Annotated in this window: 18 protein-coding genes; 13 read left to right on the top strand and 5 right to left on the bottom strand. The window is 40.2% G+C overall.

The features are described 5' to 3' along the window. Nucleotides 1–145 precede the first annotated feature (145 nt). From SC428_RS13405 to SC428_RS13390, 4 genes are all read left to right on the top strand, one after another. Nucleotides 146–1,564 (top strand): MBOAT family O-acyltransferase, encoded by a 1,419-nt coding sequence (locus tag SC428_RS13405; protein WP_318708024.1) that lies wholly within the window; start codon nucleotides 146–148, stop codon nucleotides 1,562–1,564. Then, entirely contained in the window at nucleotides 1,551–2,741 is a 1,191-nt protein-coding gene (locus SC428_RS13400) for a DUF459 domain-containing protein (RefSeq protein ID WP_070925751.1), read from the top strand. Before SC428_RS13405 ends, SC428_RS13400 begins: the two co-directional genes overlap by 14 nt. Continuing rightward, nucleotides 2,692–3,918: an SGNH/GDSL hydrolase family protein gene (locus SC428_RS13395; RefSeq protein WP_318708020.1), complete on the top strand. Its 1,227-nt coding sequence runs from the start codon at nucleotides 2,692–2,694 to the stop codon at nucleotides 3,916–3,918. Before SC428_RS13400 ends, SC428_RS13395 begins: the two co-directional genes overlap by 50 nt. A gap of 386 nt (nucleotides 3,919–4,304) precedes the next feature. Beyond that, nucleotides 4,305–4,595: a hypothetical protein gene (locus tag SC428_RS13390; RefSeq protein ID WP_283126290.1), complete on the top strand. Its 291-nt coding sequence runs from the start codon at nucleotides 4,305–4,307 to the stop codon at nucleotides 4,593–4,595. A gap of 1 nt (nucleotide 4,596) precedes the next feature. Here SC428_RS13390 and gntU read toward each other — a convergent pair whose 3' ends face one another. From gntU to gntR, 3 genes are all read right to left on the bottom strand, one after another. Next, on the bottom strand, nucleotides 4,597–5,955 hold the full coding sequence (gene gntU, locus SC428_RS13385; protein WP_140178792.1) for a gluconate transporter: 1,359 nt from the start codon (nucleotides 5,953–5,955) through the stop codon (nucleotides 4,597–4,599). Continuing rightward, complete coding sequence (gene gntK, locus SC428_RS13380) at nucleotides 5,952–6,494, bottom strand: gluconokinase (RefSeq protein ID WP_070925757.1); 543 nt, start codon at nucleotides 6,492–6,494, stop codon at nucleotides 5,952–5,954. Before gntK ends, gntU begins: the two co-directional genes overlap by 4 nt. 333 nt (nucleotides 6,495–6,827) lie before the next feature. After that, on the bottom strand, nucleotides 6,828–7,823 hold the full coding sequence (gene gntR, locus SC428_RS13375; RefSeq protein ID WP_070925824.1) for a gluconate operon transcriptional repressor GntR: 996 nt from the start codon (nucleotides 7,821–7,823) through the stop codon (nucleotides 6,828–6,830). Between the two features lie 335 nt (nucleotides 7,824–8,158). Here gntR and SC428_RS13370 point away from each other — a divergent pair, with 335 nt between their 5' ends. From SC428_RS13370 to zur, 9 genes are all read left to right on the top strand, one after another. Next, nucleotides 8,159–9,196, top strand: coding sequence for an ABC transporter substrate-binding protein (locus SC428_RS13370; protein WP_140186636.1), 1,038 nt, complete (start codon nucleotides 8,159–8,161; stop codon nucleotides 9,194–9,196). Next, nucleotides 9,193–10,197 (top strand): FecCD family ABC transporter permease, encoded by a 1,005-nt coding sequence (locus SC428_RS13365; protein WP_070925759.1) that lies wholly within the window; start codon nucleotides 9,193–9,195, stop codon nucleotides 10,195–10,197. Before SC428_RS13370 ends, SC428_RS13365 begins: the two co-directional genes overlap by 4 nt. Further along, nucleotides 10,194–10,961, top strand: coding sequence for an ABC transporter ATP-binding protein (locus SC428_RS13360; RefSeq protein WP_283126294.1), 768 nt, complete (start codon nucleotides 10,194–10,196; stop codon nucleotides 10,959–10,961). The genes SC428_RS13365 and SC428_RS13360 overlap by 4 nt, the downstream gene beginning before the upstream one ends. Nucleotides 10,962–10,971: 10 nt before the next feature. After that, nucleotides 10,972–11,790 (top strand): class I SAM-dependent methyltransferase, encoded by an 819-nt coding sequence (locus SC428_RS13355; RefSeq protein ID WP_318708015.1) that lies wholly within the window; start codon nucleotides 10,972–10,974, stop codon nucleotides 11,788–11,790. After that, a complete protein-coding gene (modD, locus tag SC428_RS13350; protein ID WP_070925765.1) occupies nucleotides 11,787–12,632 on the top strand; it encodes a ModD protein in 846 nt (281 codons plus the stop codon). Before SC428_RS13355 ends, modD begins: the two co-directional genes overlap by 4 nt. A gap of 127 nt (nucleotides 12,633–12,759) precedes the next feature. Then, a complete protein-coding gene (locus SC428_RS13345) occupies nucleotides 12,760–14,769 on the top strand; it encodes a TonB-dependent receptor (RefSeq protein ID WP_318708012.1) in 2,010 nt (669 codons plus the stop codon). Nucleotides 14,770–15,246: 477 nt separating this feature from the next. Further along, on the top strand, nucleotides 15,247–16,191 hold the full coding sequence (locus tag SC428_RS13340) for a helix-turn-helix domain-containing protein (RefSeq protein WP_318708010.1): 945 nt from the start codon (nucleotides 15,247–15,249) through the stop codon (nucleotides 16,189–16,191). Continuing rightward, nucleotides 16,192–16,671, top strand: coding sequence for a hypothetical protein (locus SC428_RS13335; RefSeq protein ID WP_318708008.1), 480 nt, complete (start codon nucleotides 16,192–16,194; stop codon nucleotides 16,669–16,671). 539 nt (nucleotides 16,672–17,210) lie between these two features. Then, complete coding sequence (zur, locus tag SC428_RS13330) at nucleotides 17,211–17,732, top strand: zinc uptake transcriptional repressor Zur (protein ID WP_070925771.1); 522 nt, start codon at nucleotides 17,211–17,213, stop codon at nucleotides 17,730–17,732. Between the two features lie 282 nt (nucleotides 17,733–18,014). Here the strand turns inward: zur and lexA are convergent, their stop codons facing one another. Together lexA and SC428_RS13320 are read right to left on the bottom strand one after the other, a co-directional pair. Further along, complete coding sequence (gene lexA / locus SC428_RS13325) at nucleotides 18,015–18,632, bottom strand: transcriptional repressor LexA (RefSeq protein ID WP_070925773.1); 618 nt, start codon at nucleotides 18,630–18,632, stop codon at nucleotides 18,015–18,017. 116 nt (nucleotides 18,633–18,748) lie between these two features. Next, nucleotides 18,749–19,123 carry a diacylglycerol kinase gene (locus tag SC428_RS13320; protein ID WP_070925775.1) on the bottom strand — a complete coding sequence of 125 codons (375 nt, stop codon included), beginning with the start codon at nucleotides 19,121–19,123 and terminating at the stop codon, nucleotides 18,749–18,751. Between the last annotated feature and the right edge of the window lie 27 nt (nucleotides 19,124–19,150).

The following is a 19,150-nucleotide window of genomic DNA, read 5'->3' as shown; positions in this document are numbered from 1 at the left end:
TAAATGATTCAAAGTGCAGCTAAGCAACAAAAATGAACCTCTAGTGAGCAAGATAAACCTATCACTAGTAAACATGACTATTGTCCACTGTGCTGCAACGAGAAGTCTGACGAGCAACAACAATAATTAACAACTTGAGTCCTCTATGAATTTTTTCTCATTCGAATTTCTTGGCTCTTTTTTGGTGTTTTTCCTTATATATTGGAGCTGCCAGCCTAGTGCAAAGCTTCAAAATGGCTTACTTATCACGGCAAGTTACTTTTTTGTTTATTCGTTTAGCCCTGATTTCGCGTATATTTTATTCGGATACACGCTATTTATTTATTTTCTGACTAATTGGTTATCAAATTGGCTTGCGAGTAAATGGATATTTACGCTTCTTGCTATAGGTATTATTAGCTGCTTCACCGCATTTAAATACTATTCGTTCTTTCAAGAAACATTGCAGCAAACCTTCGACAAATTCGGGTTTAATGTTGGCCTGCCTATTATCGAATTATTAGCCCCTCTTGGGTTATCTTTTTATGCATTCCATTCCGTAAGCTACACAGTCTCAGTTTGTCGCAAAGAAATTCCTAAAGCAGATTTCTTTGATGTCGTCTTATACCTTAGCTTTTTTCCGAGTATCGTCGCTGGCCCGATCAACCGCGCTAAAAACTTTATTCCACAAATCCAAGCTGACAGCCGTGAAATACTTGATGCAAGAAAAGCCATCCTGCTGATCTCTTTAGCATTAGTGAAACTTTTCTTATTTAGCGCTTATTTATCAGAGAATTTCGTCAATCCCGTTTTTGATGCTCCAGCAGGCTTCGGTGTTGGAGAAATACTCGTCGCAACTTACGCATATGCTTGGAATATCTACTTTAACTTTTCTGGCTATACTAATTTAGTCACAGGAATTGCTTTACTGCTTGGTTTTCGTGTCCCAGTGAACTTTAATGCGCCTTATATGGCAAACAACTTAAAAGAGTTTTGGGCGCGCTGGCATATCAGTCTATCAACCTTTATTCGCGACTATATCTATATCCCATTAGGTGGTAATCGCAAAGGTTTCGGCCGAATGAACACCAATGTTTTCTTAGCGATGGTGATATCGGGTTTATGGCATGGTGCAGCGATGACATTTGTCGTTTGGGGGGCAATCCATGGACTCGGTATTGTATTACTGAATTTGAAAACACTCTGCTTAGAGAAATTGGGTTGGACTCAACGTCTTCCAAATAAAGCGCTGTCAGCATTACTTGCGCGGATCATTACCTTTCATTTTGTGTGTTTCGCTTGGATTTTTTTCCGTAGCCAAACTTTTGATGATGCGTTAACGATGCTTTCACAGTTTGCTGCCCCTGGATTTATCAGCTCCCTCGGTTCTAGTTTAGGGCTATTAATTGCATTTTGGGCTTTACTGCTACTCTATCCTTATTTTGTGCAGTCTTATCATTATGTCGCGAAGAAGTACCAAAACATCGCTTGGTACTATTACCCGATCCCACTCGCTGTCATCTTGACCATTATGTTTATGCTTTCACCTTCAGGAATGCCGGGATTTATTTATGCTAACTTCTGAGTTTAAAAAGAATCTAATAAAAACCGGACAAGTCTTGTTTATTGTTTTGATCGCAGGCTTGTTACTCATTTGGCTCAATCAGGGCTCACTGGAACGTTTTTGGCAGCAAAAATATCATCGAGATACTCCATGGTCAGGTCTATCCGGTAACCCTGTGTGGGATTACGGTGCTTATTTAAATGATGGCGCCTTAGCCGCAGGTAGTGCATTTTTATATCATGCATCGGGACAGCAAGCACAAGATGCAAAAGAAGCCGAAGCACTCGTTGCGGCTAATGAAAACAAAAAACAGGTTTTCCCTGAAGGCTATCGAGTTGGTTTGCATTTTGTAAATGGTTATATTTACCCAGCTGAATCATTGTCCATCACCTTCCCTGAGCTACTGAAACGCCAGCCAGTACGTTCACCATTGAAATCAGATAGATTAGGCCCCATAAAAGCGATTAATACAGGACCTATTATTCCCAAAACCATTGCAAAATTGGAAAAAGAGGATCAGGTCCTGTTTGCAGGCGATTCAATGATGCAAGGTGTGGCACCGCATGTAAAAAACATGCTATTGAAAAAATATAATATTGATAGCATTAATTTAAGTAAGCAAAGCACCGGTCTTGCCTACCCACGCTTTTTTAATTGGCCTAAAACCATTGCTAAGGCATTGGATGATAACCCTAAAATTAAAGTTCTCGTGGTTTTTCTAGGGCCAAATGATCCTTGGGATATGCCACCAGATACTGGCTATAAATATGTGAAGTTTAAAAGCGAAATGTGGGAGCAGGTGTATCGTTCCCGCATTAATGATATATTAACGGTAGCGCGTCAACACAATGTCGATGTCATTTGGGTTGGCCCTCCTAATATGCGTAAAACCTCCCTATCAGATGGTATGCAGTTCCTAAGAGGACTCTACCAGTCCGAAGTCGAAAATAGCGGTGAAATTTATTTTTCTGTTAATGATGTCTTTAAATATAAAGATCTCACCTATTCTGATTATTTCGGCGATGATAGCAGCAAAATTAAGCTAAGAAGTGGTGATGGGATCCATTTCAGTCCTAAAGGACAACAAGCGATTGCTGAGAAAGTGTTTTCACTCATCCATTATGATGTAGAAGAAGAAAAGGTCCCTCATGAAGCGGAACAAATTGCGTCAGGCCAGATCCAAAGTAGCGGCAGCTAGCGTTATCGCGTTGCTGTCTCTAGGCCTGTTGTCCTGCCAGCAAGGCGTAGAGCGAACACAGAAAAGCTCAACACGGATGCTGGCAGAAGCCGATGTTCAAGGCCAATTGATCAACAATGCTGAGCCAAACTTAAGTCGCCTTGATAACAAACTAAAGCAAGGCAACCAGCAAATCCACATTGTGCAAATTGGCGACTCACACACTGCGGCGGATTTTTTCAGTGGTGAGCTAAGAACCTTGTTCCAGCAGCGCTATGGCGATGCGGGACCTGGCTTCGTACCTGCCATTTCAGTACCGGGGCAACGCACTGCGACTATCAATCGTAAAAGTGATAAGCAACAATGGGAACTGTTTAGCAGCCGTAAAGATGAGCGTTTTGATTACCCTCTGGGAGGGCTAGTCGCATTGCCAATGAAACCAACAAGCCGCGTACAATTGGTCCCATTGCAAGCCGCAGCAGGCACTTATCAATTACAAGCGCTGTACCAAAACTCATCGGGTGGGCAAATGTTTGTCTCCCCAGCCAGTTCATCACCTATTTCATTACCTACGACAGGTAATACATGGCGTTTCTCTACCCCAGTCAGCACCCAGCTTCCAGCTGAAGTGACGGTGAGTAATGACAGCAATCTCAAATTGGGTGGATGGCTACTACGCTCTAATCACCCGGGTGTCACCTTGTCTGCTTTAGGTATTAATGGCGCGACCATTAATATGCTCGATAAATGGCAGCCTCAATGGGTCGAAACATTAGCGGAAATGTCACCTGATATGGTGATCTTAGCCTATGGCACCAACGAAGCCTTCAATGACAACTTAGATTTAGTTGCTTACCAACAAAACTTACGTGAAAAAATCCGTCAAATCCGCCAACGAATGCCAGAGAGCGTAATTTTATTGGTCGGGCCAAATGACTCGATAAAATTTAGTCATGCAGCCAGTTGCGAAGCGAAAATGCCAGTGCATTTAATGAATGTGATAAAAATCCAAAAAGCGATTGCTGCGCAAGAAAACACGCTGTTTTGGGATTGGCAAGCCTTTATGGGCGGCCCTTGTTCTATCCGTTCATGGGCAGCTCAAGATCTCGCTCGACCTGATAACGTTCATTTATCCGCTGAAGGCTATAAAAAGAGTGCCCAAGCGCTCTACCGCCAACTAAGCCAAGTGTTGAATTAATCTTGAAAAAAGGTTGTGAACTCGTTTTCACAGCCCTTTTAAAATATCATTTCAAATACAATTACTTCACAGTGAACCTTTAACAGTCCTAATGGTCAGGTTTGCACGCAAAATCAGTATTGTTTATAACAAAAGAGTGCAATAGTCTTAACCATACTCTAAATAATTCGAGGTGCAGCTAGGCGACAAGTGAGCGAAGCGCTAGGAGCATAGAAAACTATGTGACTAGTGTGAGTGAGCGTAGTCAACAACGCTGCAACTTGAAGTATGACGAGTATAAACTCTTTAGCGTTGGACGTTTTATGTCTTGTCGGGTGATTAGCCAGACACTAATTTATTGAGCACATTTAGGGTTGCGGTGTTGCCGCCCCCTGAATTGCTTTCAGGTGGCGGCAACACCGCTTCCTCTAGTAAAGAGTGACTCCGAAAGCTTCAATGCTTTCGGAGCTGTTATAGGTAATATTATGCAGATAATTAATCAATTAGCTAAAAGCCTAAATCTCAGCGAGTTAGATGTAGAGCTTTATCTGCAAAATGCACCTAGCAAATACAAAGTTTATAAAATTCGTAAGCGTACAACAGGCTTTCGCCTCATTGCTCAGCCAACAAAAAAGAAAAAACCAAAACTCACTTCAATTCCGCAAGTTTTGGCTTATTCACGTAATTTAGGCGTTTAACTTACAAGAACGCAAAGAACACCATTCCGACAATGGCACCCGTCGTTCCTAAGATAGTTTCCATCACTGTCCATGTTTTTAAGGTTTGTGCTTCTGTTGCCCCCGTAAATTTACCGAATAGCCAGAAACCTGAGTCGTTCACATGACTTAAAATCAAAGAACCACCGGAAATACAAGTCGCCAATGCGGCTAGCTGTGCACCTGAGTATCCTAATTCACCAATGACTGGTAGTACTAAACCCACGGTTGTTAAACATGCAACGGTTGCAGAACCTTGGATAACACGTACCGCACCAGCTAGTACAAAACACGCCACTGCGATAGGCAGACCCGCGCCAATCAATGAATCGCCAAGTGCTGGGCCAACTCCTGAATCCACTAAGATCTGTTTGAACACCCCACCAGCCCCAGTCACTAATAGAATAATACCAGCAGGTTGGATAGCTGCGGAGCACACTTCCATTACTTTTTCTTTATTCATGCCATAGCGAAAACCTAGGCCATAAATTGCCAGCAGACAAGCCAATAACAGTGCAGTGAATGGATGGCCGATAAATTCGAGCCAATGCTCAAGGTTCGAGTTCGGTTCAACAAAATGTGTACCAATCGTTTTTAGGCCAACTAAAACCAAAGGAAATAAAACAAGGCTCAAGCTAAAACCAAAACTAGGCATTTTGCCATGATCCATTTTTGGTGCTTGATAATCCGCAGGGATATCAATTGTCACGTGCTTACTGATAAAACTACCAAATAGTGGACCTGCTAATAACATACCAGGAATAGCGGCACACAGACCGATCAGGATCATCCAGCCATAGTCAGCCCCCATCTGTGAAGCGACTAGCATTGGTGTTGGCCCCGGTAATAAAAACGCTGCCGCAGCTGCAACCCCTGCGAATAAAGGTATAGCCATGCGTACAACGTTATGACCTGTACGATTTGCGACAGCGAATACCACGCCGATTAGTAGCACGATGGCGACATCAAAGAACAGTGGTAAAGCACAAATTAAACCTGCGATACCCACTGCGTAGTGAGCTCGCTTTTCACCAAATAGATTCAATAACTTAGTCGCAACCTGATCAAGTGCGCCAGTTTCATGAAGGATTTTACCGAACATCGCGCCAAGTGCGACAACAATTGCCAAGAACCCTAGAGTGCCGGCCATCCCTTTTTGCATGGTGGCGGTGATCTCTTGTACTGGCATACCTGAAAAGAGCCCTGCACCGATAGAAACGATCATCAGAGCCACAAATGCATGCAAACGTGCATACATGACGAGGAACAGCAGTAGTACAACGGAGCCGACTGCCGTCAGTACCAATGTTAAAGTACTTAATGTTTCAACAGGGGTGTTCATGGATTGCCTCCAGATACAATTTGATGAATAGCCGTACGCGTATTTTTAATAACCTCATCAAGTGATGGGCGAATATCGACAATATGAACATCCTGTTCTTCTAATGTAGGCTCTTGCAATGCCTGAAATTGAGACACCAACATTTCAGGTTTAAAGAAATGGCCTTTACGTGCTTTGAGGCGGTTTTCAATGAGTTCAGCATCTCCTTTCAGATAGATAAAATAGAGGTTCTTATTTCCTTCTCTCAATCTATCGCGATAGCTTTTTTTCAATGCGGAACAAACAACTAATGAAATTGCATTAGTGCGTTGCATGGCAAAAATAGCGTCATTTAGTGCGGCAAGCCAAGGTTGGCGATCTTCATCATTCAACGCATGACCTGAAGCCATTTTTTGAATATTTGCGCGAGGATGTAAAAAATCACCGTCTAAAAAAGCCGCATTCGTTTGTTGCGCGACACCGTTTGCAACAGCTGATTTACCGCTACCCGATACCCCCATAAGGACAAACGTATAATTTTGTGTTTGGGTATCACTCATTGGAAACTCCTCAGGTGTTAAATAGAAACTAGTGCTAATTTAGTTTACTGATAGTAGGCATTCGATTGTTACCGGTAACAGTTACCAGTAACATTATCAGCAGTGCTGCTATTTTTATCAATTATCTTTGTGGGGAAATAAATAGATTTGTGATGGCTATCGCACTAATTCAGTGCATCACTGATACTCGTCATACTTCCAGTTACAGCGCTTCACATTGAAGGAATGGTGACTACACTCACTTGCATCAGTCACATACATATTTATGCATGCGCCTGACGACTTATTTGCTTGTTCCCTAGCTGCACCTCGAATTATTTAGTGTTTTTTATTTCAAATGCTTTCACCAGGTAGTAACTCAAAACCAACATCAAATAGCGTTTGTGGTAGTTTTTTACCATTAATACGTCCAAGAAGAACTTCGGCAGCTTTACGCCCCATGCTATCTCTTGGTGTTAAGATACTGGCTAGTTTTGGTGTCATGACTTGCCCAACATCATGTCCGTGGAAACCCGCAATGGCTAAATCGTCGGGGATCTTAATACCAAGACGCTGACACTCAAAGATTGCCCCTATCGCTAGGTCATCATTCGTACAAAATAGCCCATCTGTTTCAGGGTATTTTTGTTTACACTCATGCAGTAATTGGGCGCCTAATGAATATGAGGAGCTGACTTGCGTCATCACATTGCGTGGCTCAAGCCCCGCATCTCGCATCGCCTGCTCGTAGCCTTGTAGGCGAATAATTGTTCTTTCGTCATGCCGAGCACCTAGGTACACCACATGTTGGCAACCGCGATCTAACATCGCTGCCGTCATTTGCCGTGAAGCTTCAAAATTATCAATACCGACCGCAGTATCTAAACAAGGCGATACACTATCCATAATTTCAACGACAGGGATCCCCGCCGTTTTTAACATACGTAAAGTACGCTCGGTATGGGTTCGTTCAGCTAAGATCACGCCATCGATATTATAAGAAAGCAAAAAAGTGAGTCGCTCTTCCTCTTTTTCGGGCAAGTAACCATAGTGAGCCAACATAGTTTGATAACCATGACGGTCCGCTATCGCTTCAATGCCTCGGATCACTTCAGCAAATACTTGGTTAGTTAATGAAGGTAATAAAACCCCAATTGCATGGCTGGTTGCGTTCGATAACAAATCAGGCGCTTTATTTGGAATATATCCTAGCTCCTCAACAGCTTGTGCAATTTTGCCACGTAGCACTTCAGAAACCTGCTCAGGGTTTCTTAAAAAACGACTAACGGTCATTTTAGTGACACCGATGCGATCGGCAATATCCTGTAATGAGGGTCTTTTTTTCTTCATATGTCCAATATAATAAGTGTTACCTAAGTTCGAATGACGATAACTCATTCTGCTTCAAACTGCGGCTAAAATGATGGCATCGTGACTATACTACTACTCATCGCATAGTTTTCTATGCTCCCAGTGACTCATTCACTCATTACCTAGCCGCACCTTGGATTATTTAGAGTGTATGTTCAGCGATCTTTTTATAGATAGCAATGTTTGTTACTGATTTACATCACAGAATAGTCGAGTTTTCCTATAATTGTCTTTTTTGTAGTTGACTCTACAGCATGACTCCGCTAATTTTCGCGCTATATACAAATAAATATAACGAGTCATTATTTAGCGCTATGGGAATCAATCGCCGACACTTTATCAAATCCTGTGCCGCATTAGCTGCATTTTATTATTTCCCTGCTTGTGGGCAAACTCCTAGTACGGTCGAACAAGCCTTGTTTGGTCAATTGCCAAAACCGAGCCAAATTCAACGTGTCATTAGCTCAGGCGCACCATCTGATCTCCTTCTATTCGCTTTAGCACCAGAAAAAATGGTAGGGTTCTCCTCTATTAATTTACAAAAAAATCATAGCGATTTATTTGCTAAACCATGGAGAGAATTACCGATATATGGACGTTTAGCGGGACGTGGTAGTACGCTTTCTCTGGAAAAACTACTCGACTATAACCCTCAACTGATCCTTGATACAGGCAATATTGATGATACATATCGTTCCCAAGCTGAAAAAGTAGCGCAACAAACGGGAATTGCCTATCTGCTGATTGCGGGGGGACTAGAAGACTCCCCTCAGCAACTACGCCAATTGGGCGAACTCTTGAATGCCCAGCAATCAGCGCAACAACTCAGTGATCTCGCCGAACAATACCTCAAAAGTGCCAAACAGTTTGCGCAAAAAAATCAGACCAATACATTAAGTTTTTATTTAGCGAGAGGGGCTAAAGGGCTACAAACGGGCACTAAAGGTTCAATTCACACCGAAGCGATAGAAATTTTAGGTTTACGCAATGTGGCCGATATGCCTAACTTTAAAGGATTGACCGAAGTTTCTATGGAGCAACTGTACGAATGGAACCCTGATATTATCATTACCCAATATGAAGAAGCCGTTCAATTTATCCACGGCTCACCATTATGGAAAGGGCTCAATGCTATTTCATCTAACCGTTTGTTCACCTTTAGTGGCATGCCATTTGGTTGGTTAGATGGACCTCCAAGTGTGAATCGTTTATTAGGTATGCGCCGTCTACAAAGCCATTTTGATCAACAGCTAGCACTAAGCATACATGATGACATTAAACAATTTTTCGCACTGTTTTATCACTCATCACTCACAGATGAGCAAATTGATAAATTAATGAGATCATCATGAGTCGTCTTGCCAAACAGTCTCTTTTAGCGACCATTTTTATTATTTGTTTTATCGCTGCATTGATAAATGGTAAGTACTCACTTACTCTAAATCAACTATTGAGTTTGCTCTTCTCAGAATTAGGTTTTCAAACCGCGATTGAAGATCCACGTCATCACACTGTGTTTTGGCAAATTCGTTTTCCTCGAACATTAGCAGCAATTATGATTGGGGGCGGCCTAGCGATTGCTGGCGCTGCCTATCAAGGCATGTTCCGTAACCCATTAGTGTCTCCAGATATCTTAGGGGTTTCAGCTGGTGCTGGGGTTGGTGCTGTGATTGGAATATTCCTTGGACAATCACTGATTTATATTCAATTAGCCGCTTTTATTGGTGGGTTATTGACTGTCACACTCGTTTGTCTAATTGCTCGAATGGCACGCCAGCACGACCCCATTTTGTCCCTCGTTTTAGTTGGGGTGGCTATTAGTGCCTTATGTGGCTCTGCGATATCTTTAATGAAAATTTTAGCCGATCCTTATACCCAACTACCTTCTATTACCTTTTGGCTACTTGGTGGTCTTTCATCTATTACTCAAAGCGATCTATTATCCGCATTACCTATTATGTTAATAGGCATTATTCCGTTGCTATTGTTACGCTGGCGTATGAATTTACTGAGTTTATCTGATGAAGAAGCTAAAAGTCTCGGGATCAATGTCAGCTTAATTCGTGGTATTTTTATTGTTTCAGCAACCTTAATTACCGCTAGTGCCGTTTCTATTGCAGGTATTATTGGCTGGATAGGACTCATAGTCCCACACATAACCCGAATGATAGTAGGCGCTAACTTTCGCTATCAGCTCCCTGTATCAATGATGATTGGTGCAATTATGTTGCTGATCACTGATACATTGGCACGTAGTATCGCCTCAATTGAACTGCCGCTCGGTATACTAACCTCGGCTGTCGGTGCGCCTTTCTTTTTAGCAATCCTGTTGCAGGCAAGGAGAGTTAAATGAGCCTGATGACATTAGAAAATGTTGCTATTGGCTATCATCATCATGCCATTGTGACGAACATTAATTTGTCACTTTTGACAGGGAAAATCACTTGTTTATTAGGCGCTAATGGCTGCGGTAAAACGACACTAATTAAAAGCTTACTCGGCCTAATTCCCATTATAAAGGGTGATATTTATCTCGCTAAAAAATCATTAAAGTCTTATAAGCAGCAAGATATAGCGAAAGTGATTGCTTACGTACCTCAAGCACATGATACGCCATTTAATTTCACTGCTATTGATATGGTCATGATGGGGTTCACCACGCAACTATCAATCTTTTCAATTCCGAGTCATAAAGAAAGAGCATTAGCTCTTTATCAGCTTCAGAAATTGGGCATTGAGCATCTTGAATTGCGTTTATATAGCACGCTAAGTGGCGGGGAAAAACAGCTGGTTTTGATCGCCCGCGCCTTAGTACAAAATCCACAGCTGCTGATCATGGATGAACCGGCTGCTAGCCTTGATTTTGGGAACCAAATCCGCTTATTACAACAAGTAGAACAACTTAAGCAGCATGGAATTACTATTTTAATGTCAACCCATCACCCACAACATGCCGCTGCTGTTGCAGATAATGTGATCCTACTTAATAAACAGCTTGGTGTTTCCCAAGGCACAGTAAAAGATATGTTAACGCTTACTAACTTAGCAGATCTCTATTCAATTGATGAACAGAGCATCGCATCTCATTTTCAATTTCCCTCTCATTTTACTTGTTAAGGCCAAGGTTATGCTTATTGATCAATTAGATTTTGCAAAAATGTATCAACAACATATGCAGCAAGCACAGCGCTCACGCAAAGAGCCAGAACATTGGGATAAAAAAGCACAACAAATGGCACAAACTTGTGCTAACCCTCAAGATCCCTATTTAGTCCGTTTTCGTGAATTGATTAATGATACTGATGCCGAAACTTTGCTAGATGTTGGTTGTGGTCCGGGCTCTATTTGCTTAAATTTAGCGGATAAATTCACATCAGTGATAGGAATTGACTATAGTCGGGGCATGTTAGAGGCCGCTCAACAACGTGCTCAAGCACTTAATATTCACCATGCCCAGTTCGAGCAACTCGCGTGGGAAGACAGCTGGGCACATTTACCTAAAGTTGATATCGCTGTTGCATCACGTTCAACACTCGTCGATGATCTTAAACAAGCCCTGCTGAAACTCAACCACCAAGCAAAACTGCGTGTTTACACCACACACACCGTTAATCCCACTTTTATTGATGAAGAGATCATCCGATTTATTGGCCGTGAAGTGGTACGTTTACCAACCTATATTTATGCGGTGAATATTTTACATCAAATGGGCATTCATGCTCGTGTGGAGTTTATCGATAGCCCTGATAAAGGCGGCTTTGATAGCTTTGAAGCCTTTAAAGAAAGCGTTAATTGGTCATTGAAAAACTTAACCGCCGAAGAGACTGAAAAACTATACCAATACTACCAACAAAGAGTCAGTGCAGGTAAACCAATCGCCTATCCTTCTCGCAATTGGGCAATGGTATCATGGGATGTTGTGCCACAAGAGGATCTCACGCCATGATTTATCTCCCTGATAGCTTAATTGATCAATTACTACTTGATGATATTCAATATGGTGACCTCACAACACGCTCATTGGGGTTACATCATCAACCCGCTACCATGACATTTACCTCTAGACAAGGCGGATGTATTAGTGGTCTGGAAATCGCATCACGTATGCTTAATAAATTAGGTATTGAACATCAATGCGATTATCGAGATGGTGAAATCGTAGAGGCAGAAAGTTGCTTGATTATTGCTTCAGGTACCGTTGAAACACTTCATCAAGGCTGGAAGGCCGTACAAAATGTCTTAGAATGGTGTTGTGGTGTTAGCCATTACACCCACCAAATGGTGGCTATCCTCAAGCAATATCAACCTGATGCCCAACTGGCCTGTACGCGCAAAACGATCCCCGGTACAAAAACACTCGCATTAACAGCTATCATTGCTGGTGGAGCGATTATTCATCGAGCAGGTAGTGCAGAAAGTATTTTGTTATTTACTAATCACCGCCAATGCCTTGCTGCACCAGATGATTGGTATTCGCACATTAATACATTGAGAGCGGCCGCACCCGAAAAACAGATCATTGTTGAAGCTGACAATTATGAACAAGCCACCCTTGCTATTGAAGCAGGCGCCGATATTGTACAACTGGATAAATTCAGCCCATCATTGATCCGCCAGTTGCAACAGAACCTCCTTAAACAAAAACGTAGCTGCCGTTTATCAGCGGCTGGCGGGATCAATCTACAAACTATCAATGAATATGCACAAACGGGTATTGCTTTGTTTATAACATCAGCGCCTTATTACGCACCACCTAGAGATATTAAAGTAAAAATTTCCACCTCATAACCCAAGTAACAACCTAACTTAAGCGAAACTCCAACCAATTTGGCTGGGGTTTTCACTTAATTAAATAAACGCTAACTATCGTTATATAAAAAATAATATATCGAATTATATAAACTGGAATTTCATAATGAAAATAAAACAAATTACCTATCTGGTTGGGATGGCTTTATTTACAACACATAGCTTCGCGGAAACAACAGAAGAGAAAACTAATCGTGATGTGATGACAGTTTGGAGCACGCCACTTGCTGCTGATGAACATGTCATTACCCAATCACAAATGCAGCAATTAAATCGAACCAATGTTGCTCAAGCTCTGAGTACCATGCCTGGCGTTGTGATCCAAAAATCAGGCAACCGTAACGAAACGCAAGTTAACGCGCGTGGTTTCGATAGCCGCCAGGTTCCAGTCTTCTTTGATGGGATCCCAACCTATATCCCTTATGATGGCACATTAGATTTAGGTCGCTTTATGACCAGTGAATTATCCAGCGTCGAGCTATCAACAGGTTATACCTCTTTACTACAAGGACCAAACCTGATGGGAGGCGCTATCAACTTAACCACTGCAACCCCAAAAAAACCGTTAGAAGCTAATATTAACCTGAATCAAGGCGTTGCTCGTGGTGCAGATAATGCACATAATATCAGTGCTCGTTTGGGTGCGCGCAATGATCTTGGTTTTATTCAAGTCAGTGGAAGCCAATATAAACAACGCTTTATGGGCCTACCCGCATCAGAAGACAATAATCCACTCGCTGGCACCCATGGCCGTCGCACTAATTCTGCAACAGATGATAAACGTCTTATGCTTAAAATGGGTTGGACCCCTAAAGAAACTGATGAGTATGTCGTCACATACTTAAAACAAGATGGCGATAAAAATAGCGCACCAAATGCCGACAGCCCAAAACAACAGATTTGGCAATGGCCTGAATATAATAAAGAAAGCGTTTATTTTAATGGCAATACTCAACTTACGGACGATATTGCATTACAAAGCCGCCTTTATCACGATAAATTCACCAATACCCTTCACCAATACAAATCCGTCAAAGATTATAAAAATGGGGTATATAACTACAGCCATTATGACGACTACAGTAATGGTGCTGATATGCGTATTGATTTTACACTTCGTGAACTCGATATGCTGTCCTTTGCTACGCATTGGAAAGAGGATATTCACCGTGCTCGTAGCAATAAAGAAGTGCCCTATGATCGCTACAAAGATCAAACATGGTCAGTTGCGACTGAATACCAATGGGTTGCAACTGACAAGCTAGATATTATCGGCGGAATTGGTTTTGATTGGCGCAGTAGTGATGATGGCAAACGCTACCTGTACAATAAAAAAAACGTTGTTACTGGTATCGAAACCTATGATGACAATCGCCAACGTGCATTTAACTGGGAATTGATGGCGCGCTACCATTTAGACAATAATGATACTGTACAATTCTCTATTTCAGATAGAAGCCGTTTCCCGACACAAAAAGAGCGCTACACCAAAAACAAGATGAAAAATAAAGATAGCTTTGTGATCAACCCTCATCTTGACGCCGAACGCGCACTTACCTATGACTTAACCTATAAAGGCTATATCACCCCTAATTGGTCCTACAATGCAAGCGCTTACTATAATCATGTTTCTGACGCGATTATGGCTCATTATATGTACTATGATCCCACAGAAGATTCAGATGTTTATCAAAATAGAAATAGTGGCAAAGTGAATTACGCGGGTATTGATCTAGGCAGTAATGGACAAATCTCCGATTGGATGTCCATTGGTCTAAATTATAGTTATATTCATGCAGATCCAAAGCATTATAGCGTAAAACATATTGCTGAATTACCGTCACACAAGGCATTTGTCTGGGTCAAATTCACTCCTTATGAGCCTCTCAGTTTCACAATAACAGAGGAAGCAAGAAGTTGGGCTTTTAATTATATTGATAATAATGACAAAGTACGTGGTTTTGCTAAAACAGATATTCGTATTGATTATGATCTAGGTCAAGGTATCTCCGTAAATACATCTATAAATAATTTGTTCGATAAATCATATCAATATACAAAAGGTTATATAGAAGAGGGCCGTAATTATTGGTTGGGTATTGAATATAATTATTAATATGGCTTAGGTAAGGTAAGGAGTTTTTCCTCCTTACCTAATTAGAAATCATTTTAATTTTCTATCTTAAATTAAAATTATTAAATAACATCCAAATATATAGGTATTAACACTTAAGACCATTCTCAATAAATAGCCAAATATAATACAACAATGATACCCAAACCTATATTTTAGATACATATATTTTTTTACACATGAAATACTTCTTTATTAAGAATAAAAGTCCATCCAACAGCAAAAAAACACCCTATAACTCCATTACACCTCTCAGATCAATATATTTGAACTCAGGATTCAAAAAAGCTCATAGATCAATACTTGAAGTTAATTGCATCCCTATTTAAACTATATGCATTACAAATATTTATAAAAAAACATATAAATTAACAATTTTTCCATTAAGACGTTTTTTGTCTTTTATTATAAATAATCCAATTTTTCTAGAACTAAAATTAGAGAGAGCAAGCTGCATTTATGACAAAGATCAAAAACTATCTCATTAATAATAAATTTATTTTTGAGACTGAAAAGTGTCTCATTTTTTTAAATAATGAGACAGATCAATTTATTGAGCTTTCAAAGCCTGCATCCCGCTTATTGAGTGAAATAATTATTCTAAATCAAGAGTCCCAAATAGCGACTAGGGATGATTTACTTACCAATGTTTGGGAAAAACATGGGTTAGTAGGCTCAAACAATAACTTAAACACCTATGTTAGTGAAATAAGAAAAAAATTTGAGCTTATTGGTATTGATCCAAAATCTATTGTTACAGTACCTAAGAGAGGTTTTCGCTTTGACTGTGAAACAGTAGAAATAATCACTCAAGAAAATAGTGTATCTAGCTTGCCAGAAGAGGAATTTATACATAATGATGACAAGCCCGAATTAACCAATATTGATCATCACAATGAGATAAATATTAATTCTAATAAAACACATGATAATCAAAGCATAATAAACAAAAATGCTGAAATTCATGAATTCTTAACTGTTGACCAAGAAAATAAGAATGAAACCGCATTAACTCAACCAGTTAAAAAACAAGAAAACATTAGAAACAATTATATTTTATTCATTTTAATTGCAATTGTTACTGTTTCATTAACGTTAACTTTTCATTTTATAAAAGATTCTGATGCCAGTATGCAGATGAATGGCTACATTGCAGTGAACCAAAGAGCTCAATGTATTATTCAGATCCCCATTCATTTAGCTGAAAATTCATCTAAAGATCATCTCGATTTTATCAATAGAAAACTTGATAAATATAATGTTGATTGTAATCAGCCGAAACGCATCATTTTACTTTCAGAACCCAACAATATGCAGCCTGCTGATAAAAACCTTTCTATCAGTATTTGTAAAGAAAAAAATACTCAATATGACTGTGTCTCTATCAATGATCAGAGAATTTAAATGAAAAAGTATATTTTATTATCTTTGTTTGCTGTATTTTCAGCCTTAGTTACGGCAGTTTTTCTTCATCAAAAAAGCCATAATATTAATATGTGTCATTCAGAACTTTTATGGATAAAAGATAACGGAACAGATGAAGGCTTGATACTAAAATCAAAAACCAATATTCTCATTGACAATGATAATACTGGTAGAATGAAGATGTATGGCTATATAAAACAAAACAATGTATTTTATCGCTTAGATAGAGCTATATACTTTAATTTTCAATCCATTGATAAAAATCATCATTATTCCGTACATTTTAATCAATTATCCATAACAAACTCAGATAATGTGCCAAAAGAGTTATTTGCCAACTTTATTCAATTAGAAGAAGAAAAAATAAACTACTACGTTAGCATTACCAAGATGGACGATGGTATTTATATTCTGAAAGATGAAACTTACTCATCTTTTACTTGTTACGTAGAGCAGTAAAAAATCAACATACTAGAAACATGAGAAATAATAATCACACTATTTTAGTGTAACCATAGCAAGGATGATTCGTTTACTAAATATACTAGGAATGACTGTTCCGTTAGTCACTAAAGTTGACTTATGTATAGTATAAATGAGAACGCTAACATTAACTTTTATATTGTATATATCCTTATTGATACAGAGTTCATATCCAACCTAATATTAAACATAAATGAATATAGTTATCGCTCATATTTTATATAATTTGAATGATATCGCTTTATGACAAACGACCGAACAGAATTCATGTTGCTTACTATTTGATTCATCCACTGTTAATGGAGTATGCCCTGATGCTCAATGAGTTTGGCTTAATAAGGCTCCTTTTACCCAAATTGAGTTATACCATCTCTAAATCAAATTATTGAGTAGCAAGCAACAGAACTAAAACTTGTTGGTAACTTTCATTAAAAATGCGAGGATTACCTAGATATTTCTAAATTATGGTAGACTACCTTCAACAGCAATAACAGTTTTGAGTAGGGCTCTCGACCATGAAAAAAATGAATGAAGAAAAGTTGCTCGCAATGGCTGCGCGGTTATGTGGAGCTCGAGGTGTTAGGCTCACATCGCAGCGAGAAACTGTTTTACGTTTGATAGCTAAACAACACGGAGCCATCAGTGCATACGACTTACTTGACCTGCTCCGTGAAGTAGAACCACAAGCTAAACCCCCTACTGTCTATCGTGCTTTAGAGTTTTTGATGGAACAAAGCTTTATTCATAAAATAGAATCCACTAATAGCTATGTTATTTGCCATCATTTTGATAACCCGAGTCATATATCAGTAATGTTAATCTGTGATCATTGCGGCAGTGTCGCCGAAAGTGATTGTGGAGTAATTGAAGCTGCCATTTTAGAATTAGCCAAACAAAATCAATTTCAGCTACGTCATACTGTGGTAGAAAATCATGGGGTATGCCAAGCTTGCAGCGAAATCGTGAATTGCCGAGATCATGAACATTGCGATCATGATCATCAACAGCCCTCAGTAAAAACAAAGAAAAAAACTTAGAAAAAGAGCTATTGATAAGCTGATAGGCTGATAGGCTGATAGGCTGATAGGCTGATAGGCTGATAGGCTGATAGGCTGATAGGCTGATAGGCTGATAGGCTGATAGGCTGATAGGCTGATAGGCTGATAGGCTGATAGGCTGATAGGCTATATTAAACCACCCGTTTTCCTACCCATCACGCTTTAAATTGAAAAATAAACACTTATATCGCGGGCAGATCCCCAAAAACATTAGTGGGTACAATCTGCCAGCAACATTTTAATCATCTTTACGATGCAATCTTAGCACCATTCACCATTACGGATCACCCCCACAGCTAACCCCTCAATCGTGAAGTTTTGCTGGCGTAGATCGACAATAATAGGTGCAAACTCAGCGTTCTCCGCGATTAATTCAACACGATTACCTTGTTGTTTAAAACGCTTTACCGTTACTTCATCTTCAATTCGTGCGACCACAACTTGCCCATTATGGACATTTTGGGTTTTATGAACAGCTAACAGATCACCATCCATAATACCAATATCTTTCATCGACATACCATTCACACGCAGTAAAAAATCCGCATGTGGTTTAAAAAGTGCTGGATCAACTTGATAGTGGCTCTCTATATGCTCTTGAGCTAATAATGGTTCACCCGCAGCTACACGGCCAATCAGAGGAAGCCCTTGAGTATCATTCTCTTCTTCAAGCAGTAAACGAATACCGCGAGAAGCACCAGAAACAATCTCAATAACCCCTTTACGCGCTAACGCCTTAAGATGCTCTTCTGCCGCATTAGGCGAACGAAAACCAAGGCTTGCTGCTATTTCAGCGCGTGTAGGTGGCATACCCGTCTGAGAAATGTGATCGCGCACCAGATCATAAACCTGCTGTTGTCTAGCCGTCAGTGCTTTCATCTCGTTCCCCTGTTTGTTTATACAGTCAGACTGTGAGTATATACAGGTAAATGAAGATTTGAAACACTTAAATCACGGAAGTGCCACATTTATCGAGACTAACCGACACTTTAAGACTAACCAGCAAAATAACGCTGCCACAATACTGTAGCCCAGATAACCAGTGCCAATCCAATTGTGATAAATACCGCCGCCGAACCGATATCTTTTGCTCGTCCCGATAATTCATGGTATTCACTACCAACACGGTCGACAACCGCTTCAATTGCACTATTAACTAACTCTACAATAGCCACCAGCACAACAGAACTAATCAGTAATAGCCGATCGACATAACTGACGTCCAAATATAAAGCAATAATTACCGCAAAGATCGCAGCTACCGCCTCTTGGCGAAATGCCGCTTCATGCACCCATGCCGCTTTTAATCCCTTAAGAGAATACCCCGCAGCCTTAATTACACGGGTGAATCCCTTAGTTTGGTTTGCCATATTTATTCCTCAAACTTACAAACGTTC

The sequence above is a fragment of the Providencia sp. 2023EL-00965 genome, from assembly GCF_033550225.1.
Classification (GTDB): Bacteria; Pseudomonadota; Gammaproteobacteria; order Enterobacterales; family Enterobacteriaceae; genus Providencia; species Providencia manganoxydans.
The sequence above is the reverse complement of the archived record's forward strand: the minus strand, read 5'-3'. Positions and strand labels throughout refer to the sequence as shown.